We start from the raw sequence: 22,114 nt of genomic DNA, 5'->3' as shown, positions 1-22,114 counted from the left end.
CTAGGGGTGCTCACCCGCCCCTAGCAGCCGCCGCCCGAGGACACGTGCGGCCTCCTGGACCTCGGGGCACCGCACGATCCGGTACGCCGCCGGGATCACCACGAGCTGCTCGGCGTACCACACAGGGTTGCTGGTGCTGCCGGCCAGGCGGGTGGTCTCGGCGTCGAGCGGCTCGAGCCGTCCGAGGGCCCGGGGGAGGCACCCCGCCACCGCGTCGACGGGGGCGTCGATGACGACCTCGACGTCGTACTCCCATCCGACGGCGAGATGCTCCTCGAGCGTCGCGACCGGGTCGAGGTCGGCGGGTGGGCTGAAGGCGGCATCGAGCACCTCCACGCCGCGCACCCGGTCGATCCGGTACGCCCGCCGGGCATCCGCGACGTGGGACCAGCACAGCAGATACCACCGGCCGTGGCGGACGACCACCGCCCACGGGTCGACCTCGATGGCCCGCTCCTGCGACCCGGCCTCGGAACGGTAGCCGAGCCGCACCCGCCGATGGCTCGAGCAGGCCCGCACGAGCGTGGTCGTGGTCGCCGGGTCGGGGCGGGCGGCGGCGCGGTCGGGGGCGGGCGCCGTGGTCCGGCGGACGGCCTCGGCCTGGGCGGCCACCGGGCCGGGGAGCGCCCGCATGATCTTGCCGAGCGCGTTGCCGACCGGGTCGGTGGGATCGCCGGCGTCGTGGTGGCCGTCGAGTACGGCCATGACCAGGCCGAGCGCCTCTTCGGCGGTGAACATCAGGGGCGGCAGCCGCAGACCGCGGCCGAGGCGGTAGCCGCCGTAGGGTCCGCGGACGGACTCGATCGGGATGCCGGCCTCGCGGAGGATGCCGACGTATCGCCGGGCGGCCCGTTCCGAGACGCCGAGCTTGTCGGCGATCCGGTCCGCGGTGATGCCCGGGCTGTCCTGGATCAGTTCGAGTGCCAGCAGTGCGCGTGCCGTGGGGCTCGCGTCGGGCTTCACACCATCTCCGCAATCCGGTAGCAGAACGTCCGGAATGGAACCTAGCATGCGGGCCATGACCGAGGACACCCTTCACGAGCCGGCGATGACGGCAGAGCCCGCGCCGATCCCGGCCGAGCGGGTGACCATCGTCCCCGCCAACGAGGCGTCGTGGGACGACCTCGCCACGATCTTCGGCACCACCGACGCGGGCCGGTGCCAGTGCCAGCGGTTCAAGGTCGTCGGCTGGATCTGGCGTGACTCCACGCAGGAGGGGCGGACCGCGATGCTCCGCGCGCAGACCGCCTGCGGCGACCCGGACGCGGGGGCGACCAGCGGTCTGGTGGCCTATGTCGACGATGAGCCCGCGGGCTGGGTCGCGGTCGAGCCGACTTCGCCCATGGGCACGGCGCCCGTGCACTCGAGGCCTACCCGATGATCACCAGCCGGGCAAGGAGATCACTTGGGGCGAGCTGCACGTGGGGGCACGTCAGGTCTTCGAGGACGCCGGGTTCAAGGAGGTCAGCCATCCCACGGTCCGGCGGGTGGTCATGCGGATCGACTTCGACCATGAGGACGGCAGGCGGGATGCTCCTTCGTCGTAACGGGACGGGCACACGCCGCGCCACCGCTTTGGGTCCTGAGCAGGTGTGATTCCCAGGTGCCTGGGGAGCGGAAGGTCATGGGCAGGAATCTGGTGGAGATCATCCGGCAGATGGGGATGACCGACCCCCGCCTGCTGGCCGCGGTCGCCGCCACGCCGCGCGAGCACTTCGTGCCGCCGCGCTCGGCCGGGCGTGCCGAGCAGGACGCGCCGATCCCCATCGGCCACGGGCAGCCCACCTCGCAGCCGTCCCTGGTCGCCCAGATGATCGACGCGCTGATGCTGACGGACGAGGACACGGTGCTGGAGATCGGCACCGGGTACGGCTACCAGACCGCCCTGCTGGCGCACTTGGCCGATCGCGTGTACTCGGTGGAGCGCTACGCCGACCTGGCCGAACACGCACGGGCCAATCTCGCCGCGGTGGGCGTGACCAACGCCGAGGTGGTGGTCGGCGACGGCACCGCTGGCCTGCCCGAGCACGCTCCCTTCGACGCGATCGTCGTCTCCGCCGCGGCCGCCGAGGTGCCCGCTCCGCTGGCCGAGCAGCTCGTGGAGGGCGGCCGTCTGGTCATGCCCATCGCAGCGGGTGTGGCCGACCTCGTCACGCTGTTCACCAAGCGGCACGGCCGCCTGGAGCCGCAGCGAACCGTGACGCCCGCGCAGTTCGTCCCCCTCATCGGCGAACATGCCACCGAGTCGACCTAACATGCCGAGATGGATCACATAGGGGGACATACGGTCACCGTCACGAAGGGAGACTGACCCGCCGGCAGGCGGTCGAGTGTCAGCGCCCGGCGGAATCCGGCAGGACCGGGGCGACGACGAACCTGGTCGTGGCCCACGCCACGTACAGGAGGGGCGAGCACAACACCAGGAGGCCGATCACCGGCTTGACCAGGATGATGGCCGCGGCCAGCACGAGCACGGCGATGCTGACCGCGGCCAGGTACCAGCGCCGCGCCACCAGGTAGAGGCTGGGGCGCACGAGGTCGCGCAGTCGTACGGGCTCGTTCCTGGGCTCGGCCAGCAGCACCAGCGAGGCCCAGATCACGGCCGCGACCAGGGCCGCCGCCGTGGCGAAGAACGGCGCGAGCGCCGGCCCCCAGGTGGTGCGCGCCACGATGACGGCGTCCACGGTCAGCATGCTCACGGCTGCGGCTCCGGCCGCCCAGAGCAGCAGCGCGCGGGCCGCACAGCGGCGGTAGCCGCTCCAGAACGTGCGGAAGACGGCGGTCGAGCCGTCGCTCAGCGCGGCGAAGCAGCTGAACGCCCCGGCCAGCGCGGGCGCGCACAGCGACGACAACACGGTGAAGAACGGCCACGACGCCAGCGGGTCCCGCACGATCGCGAGTGCCGCGAGGAGCGGCGCGCAGGCGACGGCGAGCAGGAGGTTCGTCATGAGACCGACGTAAACGGTGGAGAAGACCTTCTCGTACGTCGCCTGTTCGGCCGGGCGGAGCAGGCGGCGAACCGCCGAGCCGGCGTCGTGCCCGCTCATCCCTTCAGCCCGCTCGTCGCGATGCCGCGGATGAAGTAACGCTGCCCCACCAGGAAGATGACCAGGATCGGCAGCACCGACAGCACCGCGCCGGTCATCATCATCGCGTAGTCGGCGTCGTACTGCCCGACGAAGGAACGCAGCCCGAGCTGCACGGTCCACAGCTCGTTGTCCGTCAGGTAGATGAACGGCCCCATGTAGTCGTTCCAGGTGTTGACGAAGGTGAGCAGGGCCAGGCTGGCGAGCGCCGGCTTGGACAGCGGCAGAATGATCCGCCAGTAGATGCCGTATTCGCTCAGCCCGTCGATCCGGGCCGCTTCGCACAGGTCGTCCGGGATGGACATGTAGTACTGGCGCATGAGGAACACGCCGAACGCGCCGAACGCCTGCAGCAGGATGATCGCCCAGTAGGTGTTCGTCAGTTCGGCCTGCTGCATCATGATGTACTGCGGCACCATGTACGCCTGCCACGGCACGGCGATGGTGGCGATGTAGGCGAGGAACAACGCGTCCCGGCCGGGGAAGCGCACCTTGGAGAACCCATAGGCGGCGAAGCTCCCGGTGAGCAGCTGCAGCAGCGTGATCGTCACGGACAGGAACGCCGAGTTGCCCAGGTAGGTCAGCAGCGGGATGCGGTCCCAGATCTCCACGAAGTTCGACCAGCGCAGCTCCTGCGGGATCCACTGCATGGGGATCGCGAAGACCTCGTTGTCCCGCTTCAGCGAGGACGACACCATCCAGGCGAACGGCACGAGCACGAGCAGCGTGACGACGGTGAGCGAGAGGTAGGCCAGCGCCTTGCGGATGGGGCTCCCGCCGGAGCGGTCCCCGTCCTCGGCCGCTGCCGGCGGGCGCGGCCGGGCGGCGGCCGGGGGAGCATCGTGCAGCGCGGTCATCGGGCGCTCCTCCGCTCGTTGATACGGAACTGGACGACGGTGACGGTGAGCACGATGACGAACAGCACCAGGGCGACCGCCGAGGAGTAGCCGAACTTTCCTTCAGTGATGCCTTCCCGGTAGACGAGCTGGGCCAGCACCAGCGTGCTGCGGCCCGGGCCGCCGTCGGTCATGACCACGATGAGGTCGAGGACCTTGAAACTCTGGATCGTCAGCATGACGATGACGAAGAACGTCGTGGGCCGCAGGCACGGCAGCGTGATGTTCCAGAACCGCTGCCAGGCGCTCGCGCCGTCCACGCGCGCCGCCTCGTAATACTCCTTGGGGATCGTCTGCAGCCCGGCCAGGTAGAGCACCATGTAGTACCCCATGTCCCGCCACACGCTGGTGATGATCACGGACGGCATCGCCCAGTCGGTGCTGGCCACCCACTTGGGCGGGCTCGCCACGCCGAGCGCTTCGAGGACCTGGTTGACCGGCCCCGCCGTCGGGTTGAACAGCGTGTTCCACACGATCGCCACGGCGACCAGCGAGGTGATGTACGGGAAGAACGCCGCGGTGCGGAAGAACGCCACCCCGCGCAGCTTCCGGTTGAGCGCGATGGCCAGGCCGAGCGCCGCCACCAGCGTCAACGGGATGTGGCCCGCGGCGTAGTAGAGCGTGTTGCGCAGGGCGACGTGGAAGTTCTCATCCGCCCACAGTTGCTGGAAGTTCTCCAGCCCCACCCACTCCGGCGTGCTGTAGGAGTCCCAGTCCAGGAACGCCAGGGCGAAGGCCGCGAGCATCGGCAGCAGCGTGAACAGGGCGAAGCCGACGAAGTTCGGGAGGATGAAGCTCCACCCGACGAGGATGTCGCGCCAGGCCCGCCGGCGGTGAGGCGGGGCGGTCGGCGCCGGTGGTGTTGCAACGTGAGCCATGGCCATCCTTCTCCTGCAGGACCTGCGGCGACATGTGGCGGGCCTGGAGGTCTCCAGGCCCGCCGGGGCCGGTCCTTAGTTGAGCACTTCGCTCTTGACGCGCTCGTTCATCGACTTGATGCCGTCGGCGACCGGCTTGTCGCCGACCATGATGAGCTCGTGCTCCTCCCTGAGGATGGTGTCGATGTCGGAGGTGTTCTCGCTGACCGGCATCTCGAGATTGACCTTGTCCGGCTCGAACGCCTTCTTGGACACCTCGTCAGTGGGCATGCCATCGAGCGCGAAGTAGGCGCTGGTGATCTCGGGGCTCTGCAGCGCCGGCACCACGCCCACCTTGCTGATCGCCTCGGCGCCCGCCTTGCCCGCGGCGAACTGCACGAACTTCTTGGCCGCGTCAGCGTGCTCGGCCTTCTTGTTGACGGCGAAGGCGGTCGGCGAGCCGAAGGTCGTCACCCCCGAGCCGCCCGGGCGCTGCGGCATCGGGGCCAGCGCCCACTCGACGTCGGTCTTGCCGTTCTTCTTGGCGTCCAAGAGTGCGGAGATGTACCAGGTGCCCATGGGCAGCATGGCCGTGGCCCCGGTCTCGAACAGCGTCTTGTAGTCCGACTTCTGCGCCATCGCGGTGCCGAAGTCGAGGGTCGAGCCGGACTTCTGCACCCCGAGTGCCACGTTGTACTGGTCGGTGAAGAAGGAGTATTCGCCGCTGAGCTGGTCGCCGCCCGTCTGGGCCGCGGAGATGGCCTGCACCACCGACCGCCAGGTGTGGTGGTAGGTGCCGTAGACCTTCTTGCCGCCTTCGTCCTTGGTGAGCTGCTGCGCGAGCTTGGCGTACTCGTCCCAGGTCAGGGTCTCGGGAGCCTTGACACCGGCCTTGTCGAAGTACGTCTTGTTGTAATAGAGCAGCCAGAAGTCCTGCCGGTACGGCAGCGCGAAGTACTTCTCACCGACGTTGAACGCGTCCAGGCCCGCCAGATTCGCGGCGTCACCCGACTTGGCCAGGTCGGTGAGCTCCTGGAGCTGCCCGCGGCTGGAGTAACGCGAGTAGTCGGTGACGTTCTTCATCGTGATCACGTCGGTCTTGTCGCCACCGGCGAGCATCGTGGTGACCTTCTCGGCGTAGTCGTCGGCGAGGATGTCCACCGGCTTGATCTTGATGCCGGGGTTCGCCGCCTCGAAGGCGTCGAAGAGCGCCTTGAACTCGGGGGTCTTGGCCATGTTCCACACCGTGACGCTCAGCGTGACGTTTCCGTCGCCGCCGCTCGCCGGCTCCGACGACCCGCCGCAGGCGGTGAGCGCCAGCGAGAGCGCGGCCGCGGCGCTCAGCGTTTTCACGAGGGGGTGGCGCACCCTTGCTGGCGTGTTCGAAGCGGTCATTTGCTCCGGTCTCCTTTCGATTGAGCCGGTCTCAGGGCTCAGGCGCTCACCATGAAGTCGTCGGGGGTCACGGCCGCACGGGGCGGCTGACCGGACAGGTAGCGTTCGAGCTCGTCGAGCGCGCTCTCACTCATCCGCCGGGTCTCCGATCCCAGAGATCCGGCGATGTGGGGGGTGATCATGACATTGGGCAGGTCGTACAGCAGTGAGGTGGCGGGCAGGGGCTCGGGGTCGGTGACGTCGAGGATCGCGTCGAGCCGGCCTTGGGCGCACTCCCGCTCCAGGGCCGCGGTGTCCAGGACGGCGCCGCGCGCGGTGTTGATGATGGTGGTCCCGTCACGCAGCAGGGCGAGTTCGGGCGCCCCGATGAGGTGATGGGTGGACGGCAGCTCCGGGACGTGCAGCGTGAGCACGTCACAACGCGGCAGCAACTCGGGCAGCGGCAGCAGCCGGGCACCCAGCGCGCTCACCGCGGCCGGGTCGGCATAGGGATCGGCGACGAGGACGTCCACCTCCAGACTGCGGAGCCGGTCGACGACCCGGCGCCCCACCCGGGAGAAGCCGACGACGCCGATCGTGCGCCCGCGGTTGGTCAGCTCCCCGCGACCGGCGGAGAAGGACCAGTCCGCGCGCAGCCGGCGCGCGTCCTGGGCGAGGAACGGGGCCTTCTTCCCGGCGAAGATGACTGCTGCCAGGGTGAACTCGGCCACCGGGATCGCGTTCTCGTCGGCGGCGTTGGTGACGAGGATCCCGCGCCGCCACACCTCGTCGGTGACGAACGTGCGGACCGTGCCCGCGCAGTGGAAGATCGCCCGCAGCCGCGGCGCGTCGGCCAGCCGCTCGGTCGTCAGTGACGGGCAGCCCCACGAAGTCACCAGCACCTCGACGTCGCGCAACCGGCGGCGCACGGAGGGTGCGTCGAGGTCCGCGGTCACGATCGGATCGCCCACCTCGACCAGGTCGTGCAACCGGCGAAGCTGCGGCTCGTGGAACTGCACGCTGAACTTCGCAGGGTCCATGACCAGCAGGGCAGGGGGTCGTCTCACCAGTGTCCTTCCGGGCAAGCGCTTACCAGTGCCGCTGATCATGTCTGATCATTACAATCACGTCAATACCTCGTTAATCAGAACGATCACGTTATCTGATCGATATTGATCGGTCTCGTACCAAAGAGCGTTCGGCATGGTACGAAACGGGGACGTTAACGTGCGCGATCACGACCAGGAGGATCCATGCTCATGCTGCGGGAGTTCGACGACCTGCGGCTCTCGCCCCACACCGGATGGACCAGGAACCACTGGGCGGCACTCGCCGACCATCTCCTCCTGTCCGCCCGGCGGTACGCCTCGGCGTCCCATGCCCGGATCTCCTTCCCCGGCCCGCCGGGTGGGTACGGGCCCGACGTCGACGCGCTGGAAGGCTTCGCGCGCACGTTCCTGGCGGCCGGGTTCCGGGTCGCGGGCGAGGGCGGGCATGATCCGCTCGGCCTGATGGAGTGGTACGCGCAGGGCCTGGCCACCGGCACGGACCCCCGCTCACCCGAGCGCTGGGTGCGCCTCGACGAGCACGGCCAGGCGAAGGTCGAGGCCGCGTCCCTCGCCCTGGTGCTCCACCTGACGAGGCCGTGGTTGTGGGACCGGCTCGACCCGATCGTGCAGGAGCAGGTCGTCGACTACCTCGCGCCCGCGATCGGCTCGGACTACCCGCCGATCAACTGGATCTGGTTCCAGATCATGGTCGAGCAGTTCCTCGCCTCCGTCGGCGGCCCCTTCGAGCGCAAGGACATCGAGGAAGGGCTCGCGTTCACCGACGGCTTCGCCAGGGAGGATGGCTGGTACGCCGACGGCGCCGAGCGCGCCTACGACCACTATGCCGGATGGGCGCTGCAGTTCTACCCGCTGATGTGGAGCGAGATGGCGGCCGGGGACCCGGCGGCGGATTCACGGCGACCGCTCTACCTGGAGCGGCTCGAACGCTACCTGCACGACGCCGTCCACCTCGTAGGAGCGGACGGATCCCCGCTGGTCCAGGGACGCAGCCTGACCTACCGGTTCGCCGCCGCCACCCAGTTCTGGACCGGCGCCCGGGCGGGGATCGCCACGCCGGGCCCCGGGTTGCTGCGCCGCGCCGCCTCCGGCATCGCCCGCCACTTCACCGAACGCGGGGCGCCGGACGAGGACGGAGTCCTGACCCTGGGCTGGCACGGAGCCTGGCCCCCGATCGCCCAGTCCTACTCCGGGCCCGGCTCGCCGTACTGGGCGGCCAAGGGCTTCTTCGGCCTGTCCCTGCCCGCCGACCATCCGGTGTGGACGGCCGTGGAGGAGCCGCTGCCGATCGAGTCCGGCGACTACCAGCGAGTCGTCCGCGCGCCGGGCTGGCTGGTCAGCGGCACCCGGGGCGACGGCGTCGTACGGGTGATCAACCACGGCACCGACCACTCCCACCCGGGGACACACCTGACGGACTCGCCCCTGTACGCGCGGCTGGGCTATTCGACCGTCACCTCGCCCGTGCTCGCAGGTGAGCACGCCGCCGACCCCTTCGACCAGGCGGTCGTGCTCCTGGACGAGGACGGGCGGCCGAGCCACCGCACGGGATTCGAGACACTCCTCCTCGACCGCCTCCCCTCGGGAACGACGGTCGGGGCCTCACGCTGGCAGGCCCACTGGGTCACCCCGGAGGGCGACGCTCGCGGGGACCACGGTTACGGGCGGCCAGGGACGGTACGCCTCGGGCCGTGGCTGGAGCTGCTCTCCGCCGTGCGCGGGCCCTGGGAGCTGCGCCTGGTCCGGATGCGGGACACCGGGGCGGAGCCCGGCCGGCTGCGTGTCGGCGGATGGCCGCTCCCCGCCGCCGACCCCGTCCAGGGCGACCTCCCCGCCGCTTCGAACGGCACCATGCACGCGCGCGTCATCGCGGGACCGGGGCTGGACCTGCGCGGGGTGCTCTCCGCCCAGGACTCCTCGCCGCTCGCACCGTGGACGCTCGTGCCCTGGTGCGCCACCACCGCGCCGGCGCGGCCGGACACCTGGTACGACGTGGCGGTGTTCCTCGGCGGTCAGGAGCCGGACCGGTCGCCGGTCCTGTCCTGGGACGGCCCGGAGCTCGCCCGTGTGACCTGGCCGGACGGGACGGACGACCTCCTGGACACGTCCGTCGCGCCCAGCGGACAGTGAACGCTACGACCCCGAGAACGAGCGCACGATCAGACGTGGCATGCTCATGACGCCGAGGACGAGCGCACGATCAGACGTGGCATGCTCATGACGCCGAGGACGAGCGCACGATCAGACGTGGCTCGATGACCATGCGGTGGGTGGGGCGCTCCGGGTCGGTCAGGCGCTCGGCGAGCAGCCCGAAGGCCGCCCGACCGATGGCCGTCTTGGGCGGGCGGACAGCGGTCAACGGCGGGTCGCACAACTCGGCCACCTCGTCGTCGTAGGTCACGATGGCGAGATCGCCGGGCACGCGGATGCCGCGCTCCTGGCACCGTTCTACCAGGTCGATCGCCTCCGGGTCCGAGTGGACGAGCAGCGCCGTCGTCCCGGAGGCGACGCATCGGTCGATCAGGCTCTCCAGCGCCCTGGGCCACTCGGGATCCGACTGGTCGACCGTGCTGACGTCCAGCGAGTCGTCCCGTGAAAGGCCGAACTCCTCGCATGCCTGCTGCCAGCCGCGCCGCACGTGCGGGCTCGTCGGGCTATGCATGGTGGTAATCAGTCCGATCCGCCGGTGACCCAGCTCGACCAGATGCCGCACGGCCATGCCGGCCCCCAGCGCGTGATCGCTGACCACCGACTCCATCGCCTCCTGGTAGGGACCGGAGGCGGCGGTGCGCTCGATGAGCACCATGGGCATGTCGGCGTCCTGCAGCCAGCGCACCAGCTCCGCCCCTTCGTCGCCGGTCGTGGTGGGCGCGACCAGGAGGCCGTCCACGCCCACCGCCTCCACCAGCCGGGAGAGGTGGCGGCGCTCGTCGGTGGCCCGGTAGCTGGCGCCACGCAGGACGACCCGCGCGCCGGCCGCCGCTGCTGCCTCCCGGACGCCGCGGATCACGTCGGGCCAGTAATAGTTCAACGACGGCACCACCATGCCGATCGTGACCTGCGGTGCCTCCGCGTCGGATGCCGGCGACTCCTCCGTCTCGGCGACGCCGGCGAGCGTCTCGGCCACCGGCCCGTCGTGGAGTACGGCGCCGCCGCGTACCCGGCGGATGAGCCCCTGGGACGAGAGCAGCGCGATGTCGCGCCGGATCGTGATGGCCGAGACGTCCAGCTCGGTCGCCAGCTCGCTGACGCGTACCACGCCGCGCCGGCGCAGCAAATCCACCATCTGGGCGCGGCGCTCGTCCGGCAGCGCACCCGGCGAATCGGACACGGTCATTCCCCCACCTCCACGCGGACCTCGAAAGCGCCCCGCGCCGTGCCGGGCAAGAGCAGCTCCAGCCTGGTCAGCCGCTCGCCCCACACCTCGGAGAGCATGGGGTCCTCCAGCATGCGGACGGTGAGCACGGCCGCCGCGACCTCAGGGTCCCACGCGACGCGCACCGCCCGCGCGCCGCCCGGCGGCCGGACGACGACCTGCCCGGCGGACGGCTGCTCCACCTGCCCGTTCAGCAAGAAATGCAGCACGCTCGGGTCGCCGTCCCCGGTGAAGCTCCAGGAGTCCCCGATCGTCACGCGTGACGCGCGCCGATCGAGCGACGCCGTCCGCCACCACCGCTCGAGCTCGGGCAGGGGGTAGGCGGCGGCCAGGTCCAGCCGCACCTCGAACCGGCCGGGCTCGTCCACCACCTGCACGTCCCGGGCCCGGAACCCAGGCCCTTGCCCCTGCGCCGCGCCCCGCACCTCGGGAACGTTGTGCCAGGTGCTCTGCATCGTCCAGATCGCATAACGGTCCGGCCCGAACGTCTGCGCCGTGTACGTCGGCCGCCCCGCGTCGACCAGCACGGGAACGCCGTCCACGGCGACGACCACGGACCCGACGTCGTTGTGGTTGTGGTGCTCCCCGTTGTGCCCGCCCTTGACCGCGAGCGCGAGACCGCGCGCCGTCCCGCCCGCCGTACGCGCGAGGCCGACCTGCGTCCCCGGCAGCCAGACCCCGGCCACGAGAGGCGGCTCGCCGCGCTCGGCGTGCTGCCACGCGTCATCGGCCAGCTCGCAGAGCGCCCGCCCGAGCTCGGCGGAGGCGGGGATCCCCGGCGTACGCTGCGACTCCGCGTGCCGGCGGGCGTCCACTTCGCCGAGCCGGCGAGCCCAGCGGTGCAGCACCTGCCACGGCTGGTCGGCCGGCGGCCGAGCCCGCGCGTCGGCGAGGTTCAGATACCACGGCCCGCCCAGATGCATGCGGTGCGGGAACCGGACCGTCTTCCGCACGACCGGGACGTCCGCCGCGTCGAGCCGCCCCGACGTGGCGTGCTCCAGGAGGTCGAGTGCCTCGAGCGCCCGGCATGCCCCGTTCCACCAGTATTCATAACCCTCATCGACGGAGCCGTCGGCCGGCAGCGCCGCGAGGTAACGATCGAGGCCCGCCACCGCCCAGGCGACCTGGCCGGCCCGCTCCCGCCCCGGCTCGGCCAGGCGCAGCGCGGCGACGAGCACGTTGCCGCAGATCCACGGGCACCAGTTGTGCACATCGCCGTCCAGGCCCAGCCAGTGCCAGTCGCGCCGCTGGACGAACGGGTCGAGCACCCGCACGCGCACCTCTGCCCGCACGCGTTCGCGCAGCCCGGGATAGCGCTCCGCCAGCCGGTCGCCGAGAGCCTGGTCGGCCCACGCCAGCTGGGCGGCGACGTCGGCGGCGCCAAGGTCGAGGCAGGGGGTCGCCACATCGGGGAGGACCGTGCCGCGGGGCCGGCAGGTGTCCTCGTGCGCCGGCCAGCACCACGAGCTCTGCTCACACAACTGCACGATCCCGTCGGCGGCCTCGTCCAGCCACTTCTGCCCGCGGCCCGCCTCACCGCCCGCCTCACCGATCGTCGCCATGAGCACCGCCCGGGTCAGCCGGTCCTGGCGCTCGAACACCTGGCTCTCGTAGCGGGTGCGGTTGCCGTCGCGGAAATAACGCGCGTACTGCGAGGCCAGTGGCTGCGGCCAGGGTGTGCCCAGCTCTGCCTCCGCCCGCTCCCGTACGGCGGCCAGCGTGCCTGAGCTGCGGACCTGATCCCAGGCGGCGTCCCCCGCGGGAGGGACCGGCAGCGCCGCCTCAGCCGGCAGCAGGCTGCGGACCAGGGCCTCCGGCGACATCGCGGCCCCCCAGACGGCACGCAGGGGACCGACCGCCCCGTCTTCCGCCGGTCCGCTCTCCGTCCGCCGGCCCGCGGATCCGGTTGCAGTGTTCGTCATGGTCCTCCTCGCGACGCCCCCATAGTAGCGATCGAAAGTGATCGAAGTTGAATCAAATTAGGCTTTTCTGGGCCTATTGATCGGAATGTCGCAAGCACCCCCTCCGGGCGGCGTTCGGCGGGCGCCGCGCTGCCCGGCTACCTCAGCGAGCCGCGTTTGCCCACATGACCTGGGGTAGCGCGACAGTGAGGTACCAGTGAGGTGAGACCCATGGCCGACAGACAATGGTCCATTCAGATCGACATCGCCGAGACCGGCGATCTTGCCACCGCGTACGTCACTTTGACCAGCCCAGCCGACGTGCGGTTGACCGGGTGCGGCGAAGCTCACCGCAATCCGGCTGACCCGCCCGCGCCGCAGATCGGTGAAGAGCTGGCCGTCGGCCGCGCACTGATCGATCTGACCGGCAAACTGCTGGGCGTGGCGACCAAGGACGTCCGCGAGAACGTCCGGTCGGCGACCTGACGTCCCTGATCCGCGACTTGATCTCGGTCGAAGGAGCCCGCCGATGAGCGAACAACAGGATGTGATCGCGGTCCTGGTCGTCGACCACCGCGAGGTCGAGGAGCTGTTCAGCCGGCTGGAGCATATGGTCGGCCGGATCGATGAGAAGGCCGAGACCCTGGCGGAGCAGGTGGTCATCGAACTGGTGCGCCACTCGGTGGCGGAGGAGGCGTACCTGTACCCGGCGGTGCGCGAACACGTCCCGGGCGGCGACGCGCTGGCGGATGAGGAGATCGCCGAGCACGCCGCCGCCGAGCGGACGATGAAGCAGCTGGAAGGGCTGGAGTCGTCCGACACGGCATTCTGGCCGACGCTGGAGCGGCTGATGGATCAGATCCGCCACCACGTGCGGGAGCAGGAGAACGACCTGTTCCCGCGGCTGCGGCAGGCCTGTTCCGAGGCCCAGCTCCTGGAACTGGGCGGCCAGGTGACGAGGGCCAAGAAGATGGCGCCGCTCGGCCGGCGGTCGGGAGCCGCGCGGAACAGGGATGTACCATGATGGGCTCATGGAATTCGAGCCTTACCGGGGCGAACTGGTGGCCTACTGCTATCGGATGCTGGGTTCGTTTCACGAGGCCGAGGACCTGGTGCAGGAGACGATGCTGCGCGCGTGGAAGGCCCGCGACCGGTACGACCACACGCGTGCCTCCGTACGGACCTGGCTGTACCGGATCGCGACCAACGCGTGCCTGACCGCGTTGGAGGGGCGTGCGCGGCGGCCGTTGCCGTCCGGGCTGGGAGCGCCGAGCGATGACCCCGGGGCGCCGCTGACGCCGGCGCTCGACATCCCCTGGCTGCAGCCGTTCCCCGACGCGCGGTTCGACGTGGGGGCGCGCGCTGACCTGCGGCTGGCGCTGGTGGCGGCGATGCAGGTCCTGCCGCCGCGGCAGCGGGCCGTGCTCGTGCTCCGCGAGGTGCTGGAGTTCAGCGCCGCAGAGGTCGCCACGCAGCTGGAGACCACGGTCACGGCCGTCAACAGCGCTCTGCAGCGAGCCCGCGCCGCCCTCGCGGACGCCGGCGACGTCGGCGAGGTCGCCGAGCCGGACGATCCCGAGGTGCGCGCGGTGGTCCAGCGGTACATGCGGGCCTTCGAAGCGGCCGACGTCCCCGAGCTCGTGCGGCTCCTCACCGACGATGCGATCATGGAGATGCCGCCGGTGCCGCTGTGGTATCGGGGCAGCCGCGACTACGGCCTGTTCATGGACCGCGTGTTCGAGATGTGGGGGCCGGGCTGGGCCATGCGCCCGCTCACCGCCAACGGGCAGCCCACGCTCGCCGCATACGCACCGGAGCCCGGCGGCGGGCATCGGCTGCACACGCTCCAGGTCTTGACGGTCACCGGTGGCCGGGTCGCGCACAACGTCGTGTTCGCCGATCCACGCGTGTTCCAGGCGTTCGACCTACCCGAGCGGATTTCTTCCGAGGAGTTTCGCAAGGCGCGATGAGCCGGGCCGATGCCGCCGGTACGTACGGGTGAACATCGAGCGAAAGGGACACCCATCGTGAGCGTCATCGTCATCCAGTTCATCACCCTGGACGGGATCGTGTCCGACCCTGACGGGTCCGGAGGCACGCCGACCGGCGGCTGGGCGTTCCGACACGGTGCCGAGGCCGTCGCCGGGGACAAGTTCCGGCTGGGCAGCACCCTGGACGAGGGGGTCATGCTGCTGGGGCGCACGACCTGGCAGGTGTTCTCCCGGATCTGGCCGGGGCGCGACGACCCGTTCTCGGCGCGGATGAACGCCGTGCCGAAGCTGGTCGCCTCCCGTACGCTGACCGACCCGTCGGCGTGGGTGAACTCCCAGGTCATCGACGGAGACCTCATCGACACCGTGAAGCGCGAGCAGCGCGATGTGATCATCACCGGCAGTCTGAGCGTCGTGCGCGCGCTGATGGCCGCGGACCTGATCGATGAGTATCGGCTCCTGACCTTCCCCACGATCCTCGGCGCCGGCGACCGGCTCTTTCCTGCCGCCGGCCCGGCCACGCACCTGGAGTGCCGCTCCGCAGAGCAGTCCGGCGCAGCCGTCCTCGCGCGGTACGGCCGGCCACCCCACCCTGGAGGAGACGCCGGCCGCGCATGACGCGTAAGGCGGGCCGGGTGGCTCACCGGAGGAGCGCAGACTCCTTCGGCAGGCCGAACCATGCGAACAGAGCCTGGTCGGGGAACCCGGTGATCTCGGCGATGCCCGCCGGGGTCGTGGTGAGGACCATGATGCCGTAGCCCTGGCACGTATCGGTGGCGTCGGGCAGGTAGGCGGCCAGCGCCGGCTGCCCGTTCGCGGCGGTCGCGACCAGGCGGATGCGATCCAGTCGGCCTTCCGCGGGGGTGGTGGCGAAGAACCGGCAGACGGCGTCCCGGCCGACGATCTCGACCGGCTCGGGCGGCATGCGCAAGATCGCGTCCTCGCGTAATAGCGCCGCCAGCGCGTCGAGGTCTAGGTGCGCCGGCACGCTGGAATCGAGGAACTCGGCCACCTCCGCGGAGCTCCAGCACAACACCTCGCGCAGGATGAGCACCGCGCGCTGGCTGGCGGGCAGCAGTTGCAGGGCGGCGACGAACGCCAGCCGCACGCTTTCGCGCAGCTCGACCGTGTCGGCGGGGTCGACGCGGTCGAGCCCGGTCGGGGTAGGGCTGCAGGTGCGAGACCTCCGCCAAGGTCGCCGGTCTGCGCCCGCGCGCGGCGATGGCCTTCAGACAGGTGGCGGTGGCGATGCGGTGGAGCCAGTGCAGCAGCGGCGCCCGCTCCTGGTAGCCGCCCAGAGAGCGCCATGCGCGCAGCAGCGTCTCCTGCAGCGCCTCCTCGGCTTCCTCCAGCGAGCCGAGTTCGCCGTCGGCCATGAAACTTTCACCGCGCGCCTGCAACTCGAGCAGGTGCTGGGCAGGCGGCTTGACCTGGCCGGATGACGAACCGGTGGGTCGCGCCGCCCTTGAGGGCTTCTCGCCGTCGACCCCCTGTGCTTCACTCCTCGCACGCATTCGGAAAGCGCTTACCGTACGTCGGTGACCCTTGGAGAAGGATGATGAGACTGAGACCGTTCATCGCATGCGCCGCCCTGGCAGCCGGCGCGTTCATGGCATTACCCGCCGCCACGGCGGCGGCGGCGACCACCCGCTATGAGGCGGAGACCGCTCCCGCGACGTGCGACGGCACCATCGACTCCAATCACTCTGGCTACTCGGGGACCGGTTTCTGCAACGCCGCCAACGCTGTGGGCGCGGCGGCGCAGTTCACGGTGAACGCGCCGGCCGCGGGCGCCGCGACGGTGGCGGTCCGCTTCGCCAACGGGACCACGACGAGCCGGCCCGCTACCTTGATGGTCAACGGCTCGACCGTGCAGTCGGTGTCGTTCGAGGGCACCGGCGCGTGGTCGACGTGGGTCACGAAGACGTTGAGCGTTTCGGTGAGCTCCGGGAGCAACACGATCCGGTTCAGCCCGACGGCTTCCGGCGGGCTGCCGAACATCGACTTCATCGACGTCACCACCGACGGCACGACACCGCCGGGCACCACGCTCTACGTCGCGACCAACGGCAACGACAGCAACGCCGGCACCCTGGCCCAACCGCTGCGGACGATCCAGCGCGCGGTCGACCTCGCGCAGCCCGGGCACACGATCCTCCTCCGCGGCGGCACGTACACGCCGAGCACCAACATCCAGCTGCTGAAGAACGGCACCGCGAGCGCCCCCATCACGATGACCACCTACAACGGGGAGCGTGTCGTCATCGACGGTGAGAACATGCCGCATACCCCAGCCCCGGTCGATGGCAGCATCCCCCGCCCGGAGCGCGGCGCGATCCACATCGAGGGCGATTACTGGCGGCTGATCGGCCTGGAGATCATCAACGGCCCGTACGCCGTGTTCGGCCTCGACACCAACAACAATGTCTTCGAACGTCTCATCACGCGGGACAACTACGAAAGCGGCCTGCACCTCCAGGGCGCGTCCAGCAACAACCAGATCATCAACCTGGACGCGTACGGCAACCGCGATCCCCGCAACAACGGGGAGAGCGCCGACGGCCTGGCCATCAAGGAGGGCTCCGGCACCGGCAACGTGGTGCGCGGCGCCAGATTGTGGAACAACTCCGACGACGGCCTGGACTTCTGGGAGTTCCTGTCCCCGGTGACGGTGGAGAACAGCATCGCCTACGGCAACGGCTTCAACCGCTGGAACCTGCCCGACTACACCGGTGACGGCAACGGGTTCAAGCTCGGCGGGGGAGACGAGGATCTGCCGGCGGCACACGTGGTCCGCAACAGCATGGCATGGGACAACGCCACCGGTGGTTTCATCGACAACGCCAACCCCGGCCAGATGATGATCGACCACTGCACCGCCTGGGACAACCCCGGCACCGGCTTTGACTTCGCCGACGCCGACGCGACGCTGACCAAGAACCTCGCCGTCGCCAACGGCGTCAACGTGTCACTGGGCGCCAACTCCAGCGGCACCGGCAACTCGTGGAACCTCGGCGGCAGCTGGTCGTTCGCCGGCACCGACCCGAGCATCATCACGGGGCCGCGCAACGCCGACGGCTCGATCCGCACCTCCACCTTCCTACGCCCTGCCAACGGCGCCGACGTCGGAGCCCGGCTCTGACAACCGCCCTCGCGTCCGTGGCCTCGGAAGCGGCAAGACTCATCGGCCGGCCCGCTGGAAGATCGTGATCGGGATGCCCTCGCCGACCGTCTTCGACTCGGTCAGCTTCCACGTCGTCTTGTCGGTGGTCTCCCCGAGCAGGCGCCTGCCGGTGCCGAGGATGACCGGGAAGGTCATCAGGTGGATCTCGTCGACGAGGTCGTTCTCGATCAGCTCCTGCACGAGCCGGATGCTGCCGGGGATCTGGATCTCGCCGTCCACCTGCTCCTTCAGCTTGGTCACCTCCGCGACCACGTCGCCCGCGATCACGTAGGTGTTGTTCCACTGGGGGTCGGTCAGGGTGCTCGAGACCACGTACTTGGGCATGCTGTTGTACTTGTCGGCCAAGGGACCTGTGTACTTCGGCCAGGCGTCGGCGAAGCTCTCATAGGTCCTGCGGCCGATCAGCAGCACCTCGGCCGCCAGCGCCTCGTCCAGCTTGAACTGGTCGCCGTCCGCGCCGCGGTCGAAGGCGAAGCTCCAGTTCCGGTGCTTGAAGTCCTCACCGCCGGGGGCCTCCACCACGCCGTCGAGCGAGATGAACTCGGTGACTACGATCCTGCCCACCGCCAACCTCCTCGTTGCCTTTGCTTGCGGGATGAGATCGGGCTTCAACGAATCACACCCCGGTGGATCCCGTCTCGCAAGTGACTCTCATCGCGCGAAGACGGCGATGACATCGGGGGAGCCGGCTTTCCGCAGCACGACCCGGTCGATCTCCGCGATGGGCGTCGACACGGTGGTGCCCCACGAAGCCCGCCCCCTGGAGACGGTGACCTGGCCGAGGTCGCTCCAGGCGCCGTCCCTGCCGGCCAGAGTGGCCTGATAGGAGCCGGAGTCTCCGGCCGCCTCGACGGTGAGGAAGATCCAGCTCGGCGATCCTTGATAGGCGAACGCGTGGCCCACTCGCCGCTGGCCGGCATAGAGGACCGCGGCGGTGAGGTAGCGCCCGTCGGCGATGGCGAGCGTCTCCCGGTAGCTCTCCGCGAGCCGGCGGTCCGGCCCGGTGGCCACCCACACGGCCCCGCCCACCAGCGCGGCGACGATCGCTGCCGTGAGCAGATGCATCCCGATCGGCCGCCATCGACGGCGCGGGCGTCCCCCGCTGATGCGGGCGAGCACCGCGGACTCGAAGGCGGCGGGCGGCTCCTCCGCGGGGGCCAGCGTGGTGAGCGCGTCCACCACCTGGGTGGCCTGCTCCAGCTCCCTGCGACAGGCGGCGCAGCCCGACAGATGGCGCAGCACGTCGGCGCGCTCGTCGCCGGCGAGGGCGCCGGCGGCGAGTTCCGGGATCGCCTCGCGGATCCCTTCGCATTCCGGCCGCTCAGTCATCGTTCACCTCCAACTGTTCACGGAGCTTGGCCAGCCCCCTGCGCAGGCGAGTCTTGGCGGTGCCCAGCGGTATGCTCTCGACCTGCGCCACCTCCTTGCTGGTCAGTCCGTAGAACACGGTGAGGGCGATGGCCCTGGCCTGCTCCCGCGGCAGCATGCGCAGCGCCCGGCGGACGAACTCCTCATCACGCGGCGCGTCTTCGGTGCTCTCCGCGGACAGCAGCCGCGTGAGCAGCGCCTGCGGATCGACCGGCAGCTCGCGCCGGAGCCGCAGCGCGTCGATGGCGAGATTGCGCGTGATCGTGAGCAGCCAGGTCGGTACGGCACCACGCCTGGCATCGTAGGCAGCCGCGTGCCGCCATGCTCGCACGAAGGTCTCCTGCGCGACCTCCTCCGCCAACGCCGCCTCTCCCACGATGGTTCTGGCAAGACCGAACACCCTGGCCTGATAGCGACGTACGAGCGTGGTGGCGGCCTGCGTGTCGCCCGACGCCATCCCGGCCAGGAGCGATTCATCCGAAAGTGCCCACAGTCGGTACTACGGTAAGGATCATCATTCTGGCTTCACCGAGGTGAATCCCGGGGCGGGCCGCCACCCGTACAACCGGCATGAGAAAAATCCTTCTCGCTCTCGCCGCGAGCATGTTGCTCGCGGGATGCAGCACGGCCGGCGCGACAGGCGCCGACGGCTCCCCGACCGTGACCATCACCGGCCCGGCGAACAACGCCGACGTCGCCGGGACGTTCTCCCTGGAGTTCACCACCAGCGTGGAGATCGGCCCACCGGAATCCGGCAAGCACCATGTTCACGTGTTCACCGATGGGCACACCGATGACTACACCGTCGTCACGGCCTCGCCGTTCCAGATCGCCGGGCTGCCACCGGGCGAGCACAAGGTGGGGGTCACGCTGCAGAACGCCGACCATTCGCCTGCCGGCGCCTCGGCCGAGCTCACGGTGAACGTGACAGGGGGCGGTCAGGCTCCCTCGCCGACGCAGAGCTCCGGCAATGACTACTACTGAGCGCTATGACCGCAGGACCAGATGGTTCCATGCGGGCGTCTACCTGGCGACGCTGGGGCTGCTCGGCACCGGCTGGTGGCTGCTGGCGGGCAGGGAGGGCGACCCCAGCCCGCTCGCGTGGTTGACCCGACTGCCCGACACCGTCCTGCACACCTGGCTCGGCTGGGCACTCGCGGTGCTCGTCCTGGTGGCGGTCGCGTTCGGGCGCCGTGCCATCCGGACGTTCGTCACCGAATCGGTGCGCTTCCGCAGGGGCGATCTGGGATGGTTCGTACGCTGGCCCGCAGCACTCTTCACCGGCCGGTTCGGTCACCACGAGGGGCACTTCGATCCCGGCCAGCGGGTCCTCAACCTCGCGCTGGCCGGAACCCTGCTGGCCCTGCTCGCCAGCGGTGCGGGCATGAGCCTGTTGCACGGAGGGCCGGTGTTCGCGGTGCTGGTCAGGATCCATGTCTGGGCGACGTACCTGGCGACGCTGCTGATCGCCGGACACGTGCTGGTCGCGGCGGGGCTGCTGCCGGGGTACCGGGGTGTCTGGCGCGCCATGCACCTGGGCGGCCGTCTCGATCGGACGGTGGCCTTCCGGCTCTGGCCGGGATGGTCCGTGCGGCACGACCCGACCGCGCTCGGCGCGTACGTCCTGGACCTTCTCGGACCGGTTGAGATGGCTGCCGTGCGAGCGCATCTGAGGGAGTGCGCGGACTGCCGGGCCGAGGCGGCCCAGCTCCGCAAGACCGCCCTTTAGTAAGCCGTGTCCTCCATCGTTGCCGCAGGGGCGCTCGCCCTGCCCACCGCCTGCGGCGGCACGAGCGACTCGGTGGCCGGACACCAGAAGGTGGGCAGCCGCGCCCCTGCCGTCACCGCCACAGGCGCTTCGCCGTCGGCTGCCTTCAGCGACGCGGACGTCACGTTCGCGCGGATGATGATGCCGCATCACGAGCAGGCGGTCGACATGGCCGACCTGGCCGCGAGTCCGACCCTGAAGGGCACGTGGGGCACGGCATGCCGGGCATGATGTCCGCGCCGGACATGAAGAAGCTCGAGGCGGCCAAGGGCAAGCGATTCGACAAGCTGTTCGCCGAGAGCAGCTGCGGAAGATCCTCGACCGGCTCTGATCAAGGCCATGCCCCGGGCGCTTGGCGTGACAGGCGCCCGGGCGGACTCATGGCTGCGAGGTGTGCACGACGTCGGTCGCCGGGACGCCCTGGCGGGTCTCGGCGGGCTTGACGGCGCGGACGATGGCCGAGTGCATGCCGTCGGCGACCTGGTGGGTGGAGGTGATGGTGATGCCGGTGAACCCGGCCGCCCGCAGCCCGGCCCGGTATTCGGCGAACGACAGGGCGCCGGCGATGCAGCCGGCGTAGTCGCCGCGCTCGGCCCGCTGGGCCGGGGTGAGGGCGTCGTCGGCGACGACGTCGGAAACGCCGAGGCGGCCGCCGGGCACCAGCACCCGGAAGGTCTCGGCGAACACCGCGTCCTTGTCCACCGACAGGTTGATGACGCAGTTGGAGATGACCACATCCACGCTGGCGGCCGGCAGCGGGATGGACTCGATCGTGCCCTTGAGGAACTCCACGTTCGCCGCGCCCGCCCTGGCGGCGTTCGCGCGCGCCAGGGCGAGCATCTCCTCGGTCATGTCCAGCCCATACGCCTTACCGGCCGGGCCCACCCGGCGGGCGGACAGCAGCACGTCGATGCCGCCGCCCGAGCCCAGATCCAGCACTCGCTCGCCCTCGCGCAACTCGGCGACCGCCGTGGGGTTGCCGCAGCCCAGTGAGGCCGCCACCGCCTCGGCGGGCAGGCCCTCTCGCTCGTCGGCGGCGTACAGGGCCGCGCCGAACCCCTCCTCGATCTCCTGCGGACCGCAACAGGCGGCTCCGCCGGCCGTGACCGCCGTCGCGGCCGCCGCGGACCGCTCCCGTACCTGCTCGCGTAGTTGGACGGACTGCTCGCTCATCACAGGCTCCCGTCTGAAACTGATCCGGGCTGACGCCTGACCGGAACGGTGGCGCCGACTTGTATCGATGTCT

At 70.3% G+C, this 22,114-nt stretch carries 25 protein-coding genes and 1 pseudogene; 12 read left to right on the top strand and 14 right to left on the bottom strand.

The window, feature by feature from the left end:
- A complete protein-coding gene (locus OHA25_RS57715; RefSeq protein WP_327585249.1) occupies positions 1-963 on the bottom strand; it encodes a helix-turn-helix transcriptional regulator in 963 nt (320 codons plus the stop codon).
- A gap of 55 nt (positions 964-1,018) precedes the next feature.
- On the opposite strand from OHA25_RS57715, the gene OHA25_RS57710 reads away from it, so the two are divergent.
- The 3 genes from OHA25_RS57710 to OHA25_RS57700 all read left to right on the top strand — a co-directional run bounded on the left by OHA25_RS57710 (position 1,019) and on the right by OHA25_RS57700 (position 2,254).
- Positions 1,019-1,381 carry a hypothetical protein gene (locus tag OHA25_RS57710; protein ID WP_327585248.1) on the top strand — a complete coding sequence of 121 codons (363 nt, stop codon included), beginning with the start codon at positions 1,019-1,021 and terminating at the stop codon, positions 1,379-1,381.
- 40 nt (positions 1,382-1,421) lie between these two features.
- Positions 1,422-1,547 (top strand): hypothetical protein, encoded by a 126-nt coding sequence (locus OHA25_RS57705; protein WP_327585247.1) that lies wholly within the window; start codon positions 1,422-1,424, stop codon positions 1,545-1,547.
- 77 nt (positions 1,548-1,624) lie between these two features.
- Positions 1,625-2,254, top strand: a complete 630-nt coding sequence (locus tag OHA25_RS57700; protein WP_327585246.1) for a protein-L-isoaspartate(D-aspartate) O-methyltransferase — start codon at positions 1,625-1,627, stop codon at positions 2,252-2,254.
- A 79-nt stretch (positions 2,255-2,333) separates the two neighbouring features.
- Here OHA25_RS57700 and OHA25_RS57695 read toward each other — a convergent pair whose 3' ends face one another.
- The 5 genes from OHA25_RS57695 to OHA25_RS57675 form a co-directional block, all read right to left on the bottom strand.
- Positions 2,334-3,047, bottom strand: a complete 714-nt coding sequence (locus OHA25_RS57695; RefSeq protein WP_327585245.1) for a hypothetical protein — start codon at positions 3,045-3,047, stop codon at positions 2,334-2,336.
- The gene (locus tag OHA25_RS57690) at positions 3,044-3,943 is read right to left on the bottom strand and encodes a carbohydrate ABC transporter permease (RefSeq protein ID WP_327585244.1); all 900 of its coding nucleotides are present in this window, start codon (positions 3,941-3,943) and stop codon (positions 3,044-3,046) included. Before OHA25_RS57690 ends, OHA25_RS57695 begins: the two co-directional genes overlap by 4 nt.
- A complete protein-coding gene (locus tag OHA25_RS57685) occupies positions 3,940-4,860 on the bottom strand; it encodes a carbohydrate ABC transporter permease (RefSeq protein WP_327585243.1) in 921 nt (306 codons plus the stop codon). Before OHA25_RS57685 ends, OHA25_RS57690 begins: the two co-directional genes overlap by 4 nt.
- A gap of 75 nt (positions 4,861-4,935) precedes the next feature.
- Positions 4,936-6,234 carry an ABC transporter substrate-binding protein gene (locus OHA25_RS57680; protein WP_327585242.1) on the bottom strand — a complete coding sequence of 433 codons (1,299 nt, stop codon included), beginning with the start codon at positions 6,232-6,234 and terminating at the stop codon, positions 4,936-4,938.
- Positions 6,235-6,272: 38 nt separating this feature from the next.
- A complete protein-coding gene (locus OHA25_RS57675) occupies positions 6,273-7,280 on the bottom strand; it encodes a hydroxyacid dehydrogenase (protein WP_327585241.1) in 1,008 nt (335 codons plus the stop codon).
- Between the two features lie 186 nt (positions 7,281-7,466).
- On the opposite strand from OHA25_RS57675, the gene OHA25_RS57670 reads away from it, so the two are divergent.
- Positions 7,467-9,410, top strand: coding sequence for a DUF2264 domain-containing protein (locus tag OHA25_RS57670; protein ID WP_327585240.1), 1,944 nt, complete (start codon positions 7,467-7,469; stop codon positions 9,408-9,410).
- Positions 9,411-9,495: 85 nt separating this feature from the next.
- Here the strand turns inward: OHA25_RS57670 and OHA25_RS57665 are convergent, their stop codons facing one another.
- Both OHA25_RS57665 and OHA25_RS57660 read right to left on the bottom strand, forming a co-directional pair.
- Complete coding sequence (locus tag OHA25_RS57665) at positions 9,496-10,617, bottom strand: substrate-binding domain-containing protein (protein WP_327585239.1); 1,122 nt, start codon at positions 10,615-10,617, stop codon at positions 9,496-9,498.
- A complete protein-coding gene (locus tag OHA25_RS57660; RefSeq protein ID WP_327585238.1) occupies positions 10,614-12,578 on the bottom strand; it encodes a heparinase II/III domain-containing protein in 1,965 nt (654 codons plus the stop codon). The genes OHA25_RS57665 and OHA25_RS57660 overlap by 4 nt, the downstream gene beginning before the upstream one ends.
- Before the next feature lie 210 nt (positions 12,579-12,788).
- On the opposite strand from OHA25_RS57660, the gene OHA25_RS57655 reads away from it, so the two are divergent.
- The 4 genes from OHA25_RS57655 to OHA25_RS57640 are packed head-to-tail and all read left to right on the top strand — an operon-like array spanning position 12,789 to position 15,166.
- Entirely contained in the window at positions 12,789-13,043 is a 255-nt protein-coding gene (locus OHA25_RS57655; protein ID WP_305919124.1) for a dsRBD fold-containing protein, read from the top strand.
- 43 nt (positions 13,044-13,086) lie between these two features.
- A complete protein-coding gene (locus OHA25_RS57650) occupies positions 13,087-13,581 on the top strand; it encodes a hemerythrin domain-containing protein (RefSeq protein WP_327585237.1) in 495 nt (164 codons plus the stop codon).
- A gap of 7 nt (positions 13,582-13,588) precedes the next feature.
- Positions 13,589-14,527 carry a sigma-70 family RNA polymerase sigma factor gene (locus tag OHA25_RS57645; protein WP_327585236.1) on the top strand — a complete coding sequence of 313 codons (939 nt, stop codon included), beginning with the start codon at positions 13,589-13,591 and terminating at the stop codon, positions 14,525-14,527.
- A gap of 57 nt (positions 14,528-14,584) precedes the next feature.
- On the top strand, positions 14,585-15,166 hold the full coding sequence (locus OHA25_RS57640; protein ID WP_327585235.1) for a dihydrofolate reductase family protein: 582 nt from the start codon (positions 14,585-14,587) through the stop codon (positions 15,164-15,166).
- Between the two features lie 22 nt (positions 15,167-15,188).
- Here OHA25_RS57640 and OHA25_RS57635 read toward each other — a convergent pair whose 3' ends face one another.
- Positions 15,189-15,656, bottom strand: a complete 468-nt coding sequence (locus OHA25_RS57635) for a sigma factor-like helix-turn-helix DNA-binding protein (protein ID WP_327585234.1) — start codon at positions 15,654-15,656, stop codon at positions 15,189-15,191.
- 157 nt (positions 15,657-15,813) lie between these two features.
- A pseudogene (locus OHA25_RS61750) lies at positions 15,814-15,924 on the bottom strand (hypothetical protein); the annotation flags it as partial.
- 182 nt (positions 15,925-16,106) lie between these two features.
- Between OHA25_RS61750 and OHA25_RS57625 the strand changes: the two are divergent.
- A complete protein-coding gene (locus OHA25_RS57625) occupies positions 16,107-17,690 on the top strand; it encodes a right-handed parallel beta-helix repeat-containing protein (protein ID WP_327585232.1) in 1,584 nt (527 codons plus the stop codon).
- 39 nt (positions 17,691-17,729) lie between these two features.
- On the opposite strand, the gene OHA25_RS57620 is transcribed toward OHA25_RS57625, so the two are convergent.
- From OHA25_RS57620 to OHA25_RS57610, 3 genes are all read right to left on the bottom strand, one after another.
- Positions 17,730-18,296 (bottom strand): dihydrofolate reductase family protein, encoded by a 567-nt coding sequence (locus OHA25_RS57620; protein WP_327585231.1) that lies wholly within the window; start codon positions 18,294-18,296, stop codon positions 17,730-17,732.
- Positions 18,297-18,383: 87 nt separating this feature from the next.
- A complete protein-coding gene (locus OHA25_RS57615; RefSeq protein ID WP_327585230.1) occupies positions 18,384-19,061 on the bottom strand; it encodes an anti-sigma factor family protein in 678 nt (225 codons plus the stop codon).
- Positions 19,054-19,557, bottom strand: a complete 504-nt coding sequence (locus OHA25_RS57610; RefSeq protein ID WP_327585229.1) for an RNA polymerase sigma factor — start codon at positions 19,555-19,557, stop codon at positions 19,054-19,056. Before OHA25_RS57610 ends, OHA25_RS57615 begins: the two co-directional genes overlap by 8 nt.
- Positions 19,558-19,670: 113 nt before the next feature.
- Here OHA25_RS57610 and OHA25_RS57605 point away from each other — a divergent pair, with 113 nt between their 5' ends.
- From OHA25_RS57605 to OHA25_RS57595, 3 genes are read left to right on the top strand one after another with little or no spacing between them, the layout of a single operon-like run.
- A complete protein-coding gene (locus OHA25_RS57605) occupies positions 19,671-20,084 on the top strand; it encodes a hypothetical protein (RefSeq protein ID WP_327585228.1) in 414 nt (137 codons plus the stop codon).
- A complete protein-coding gene (locus OHA25_RS57600; RefSeq protein WP_327585227.1) occupies positions 20,071-20,829 on the top strand; it encodes a cytochrome b/b6 domain-containing protein in 759 nt (252 codons plus the stop codon). The genes OHA25_RS57605 and OHA25_RS57600 overlap by 14 nt, the downstream gene beginning before the upstream one ends.
- A 6-nt stretch (positions 20,830-20,835) precedes the next feature.
- Positions 20,836-21,099, top strand: coding sequence for a DUF305 domain-containing protein (locus OHA25_RS57595; RefSeq protein WP_327585226.1), 264 nt, complete (start codon positions 20,836-20,838; stop codon positions 21,097-21,099).
- Between the two features lie 147 nt (positions 21,100-21,246).
- Here OHA25_RS57595 and arsM read toward each other — a convergent pair whose 3' ends face one another.
- On the bottom strand, positions 21,247-22,041 hold the full coding sequence (gene arsM / locus OHA25_RS57590) for an arsenite methyltransferase (protein WP_327585225.1): 795 nt from the start codon (positions 22,039-22,041) through the stop codon (positions 21,247-21,249).
- Positions 22,042-22,114: the final 73 nt, after the last annotated feature.

Origin of the sequence: Nonomuraea sp. NBC_00507 (assembly GCF_036013525.1) — a bacterium.
GTDB lineage: Bacteria > Actinomycetota > Actinomycetes > Streptosporangiales > Streptosporangiaceae > Nonomuraea.
This window is presented reverse-complemented; position numbering and strand designations above follow the sequence as displayed.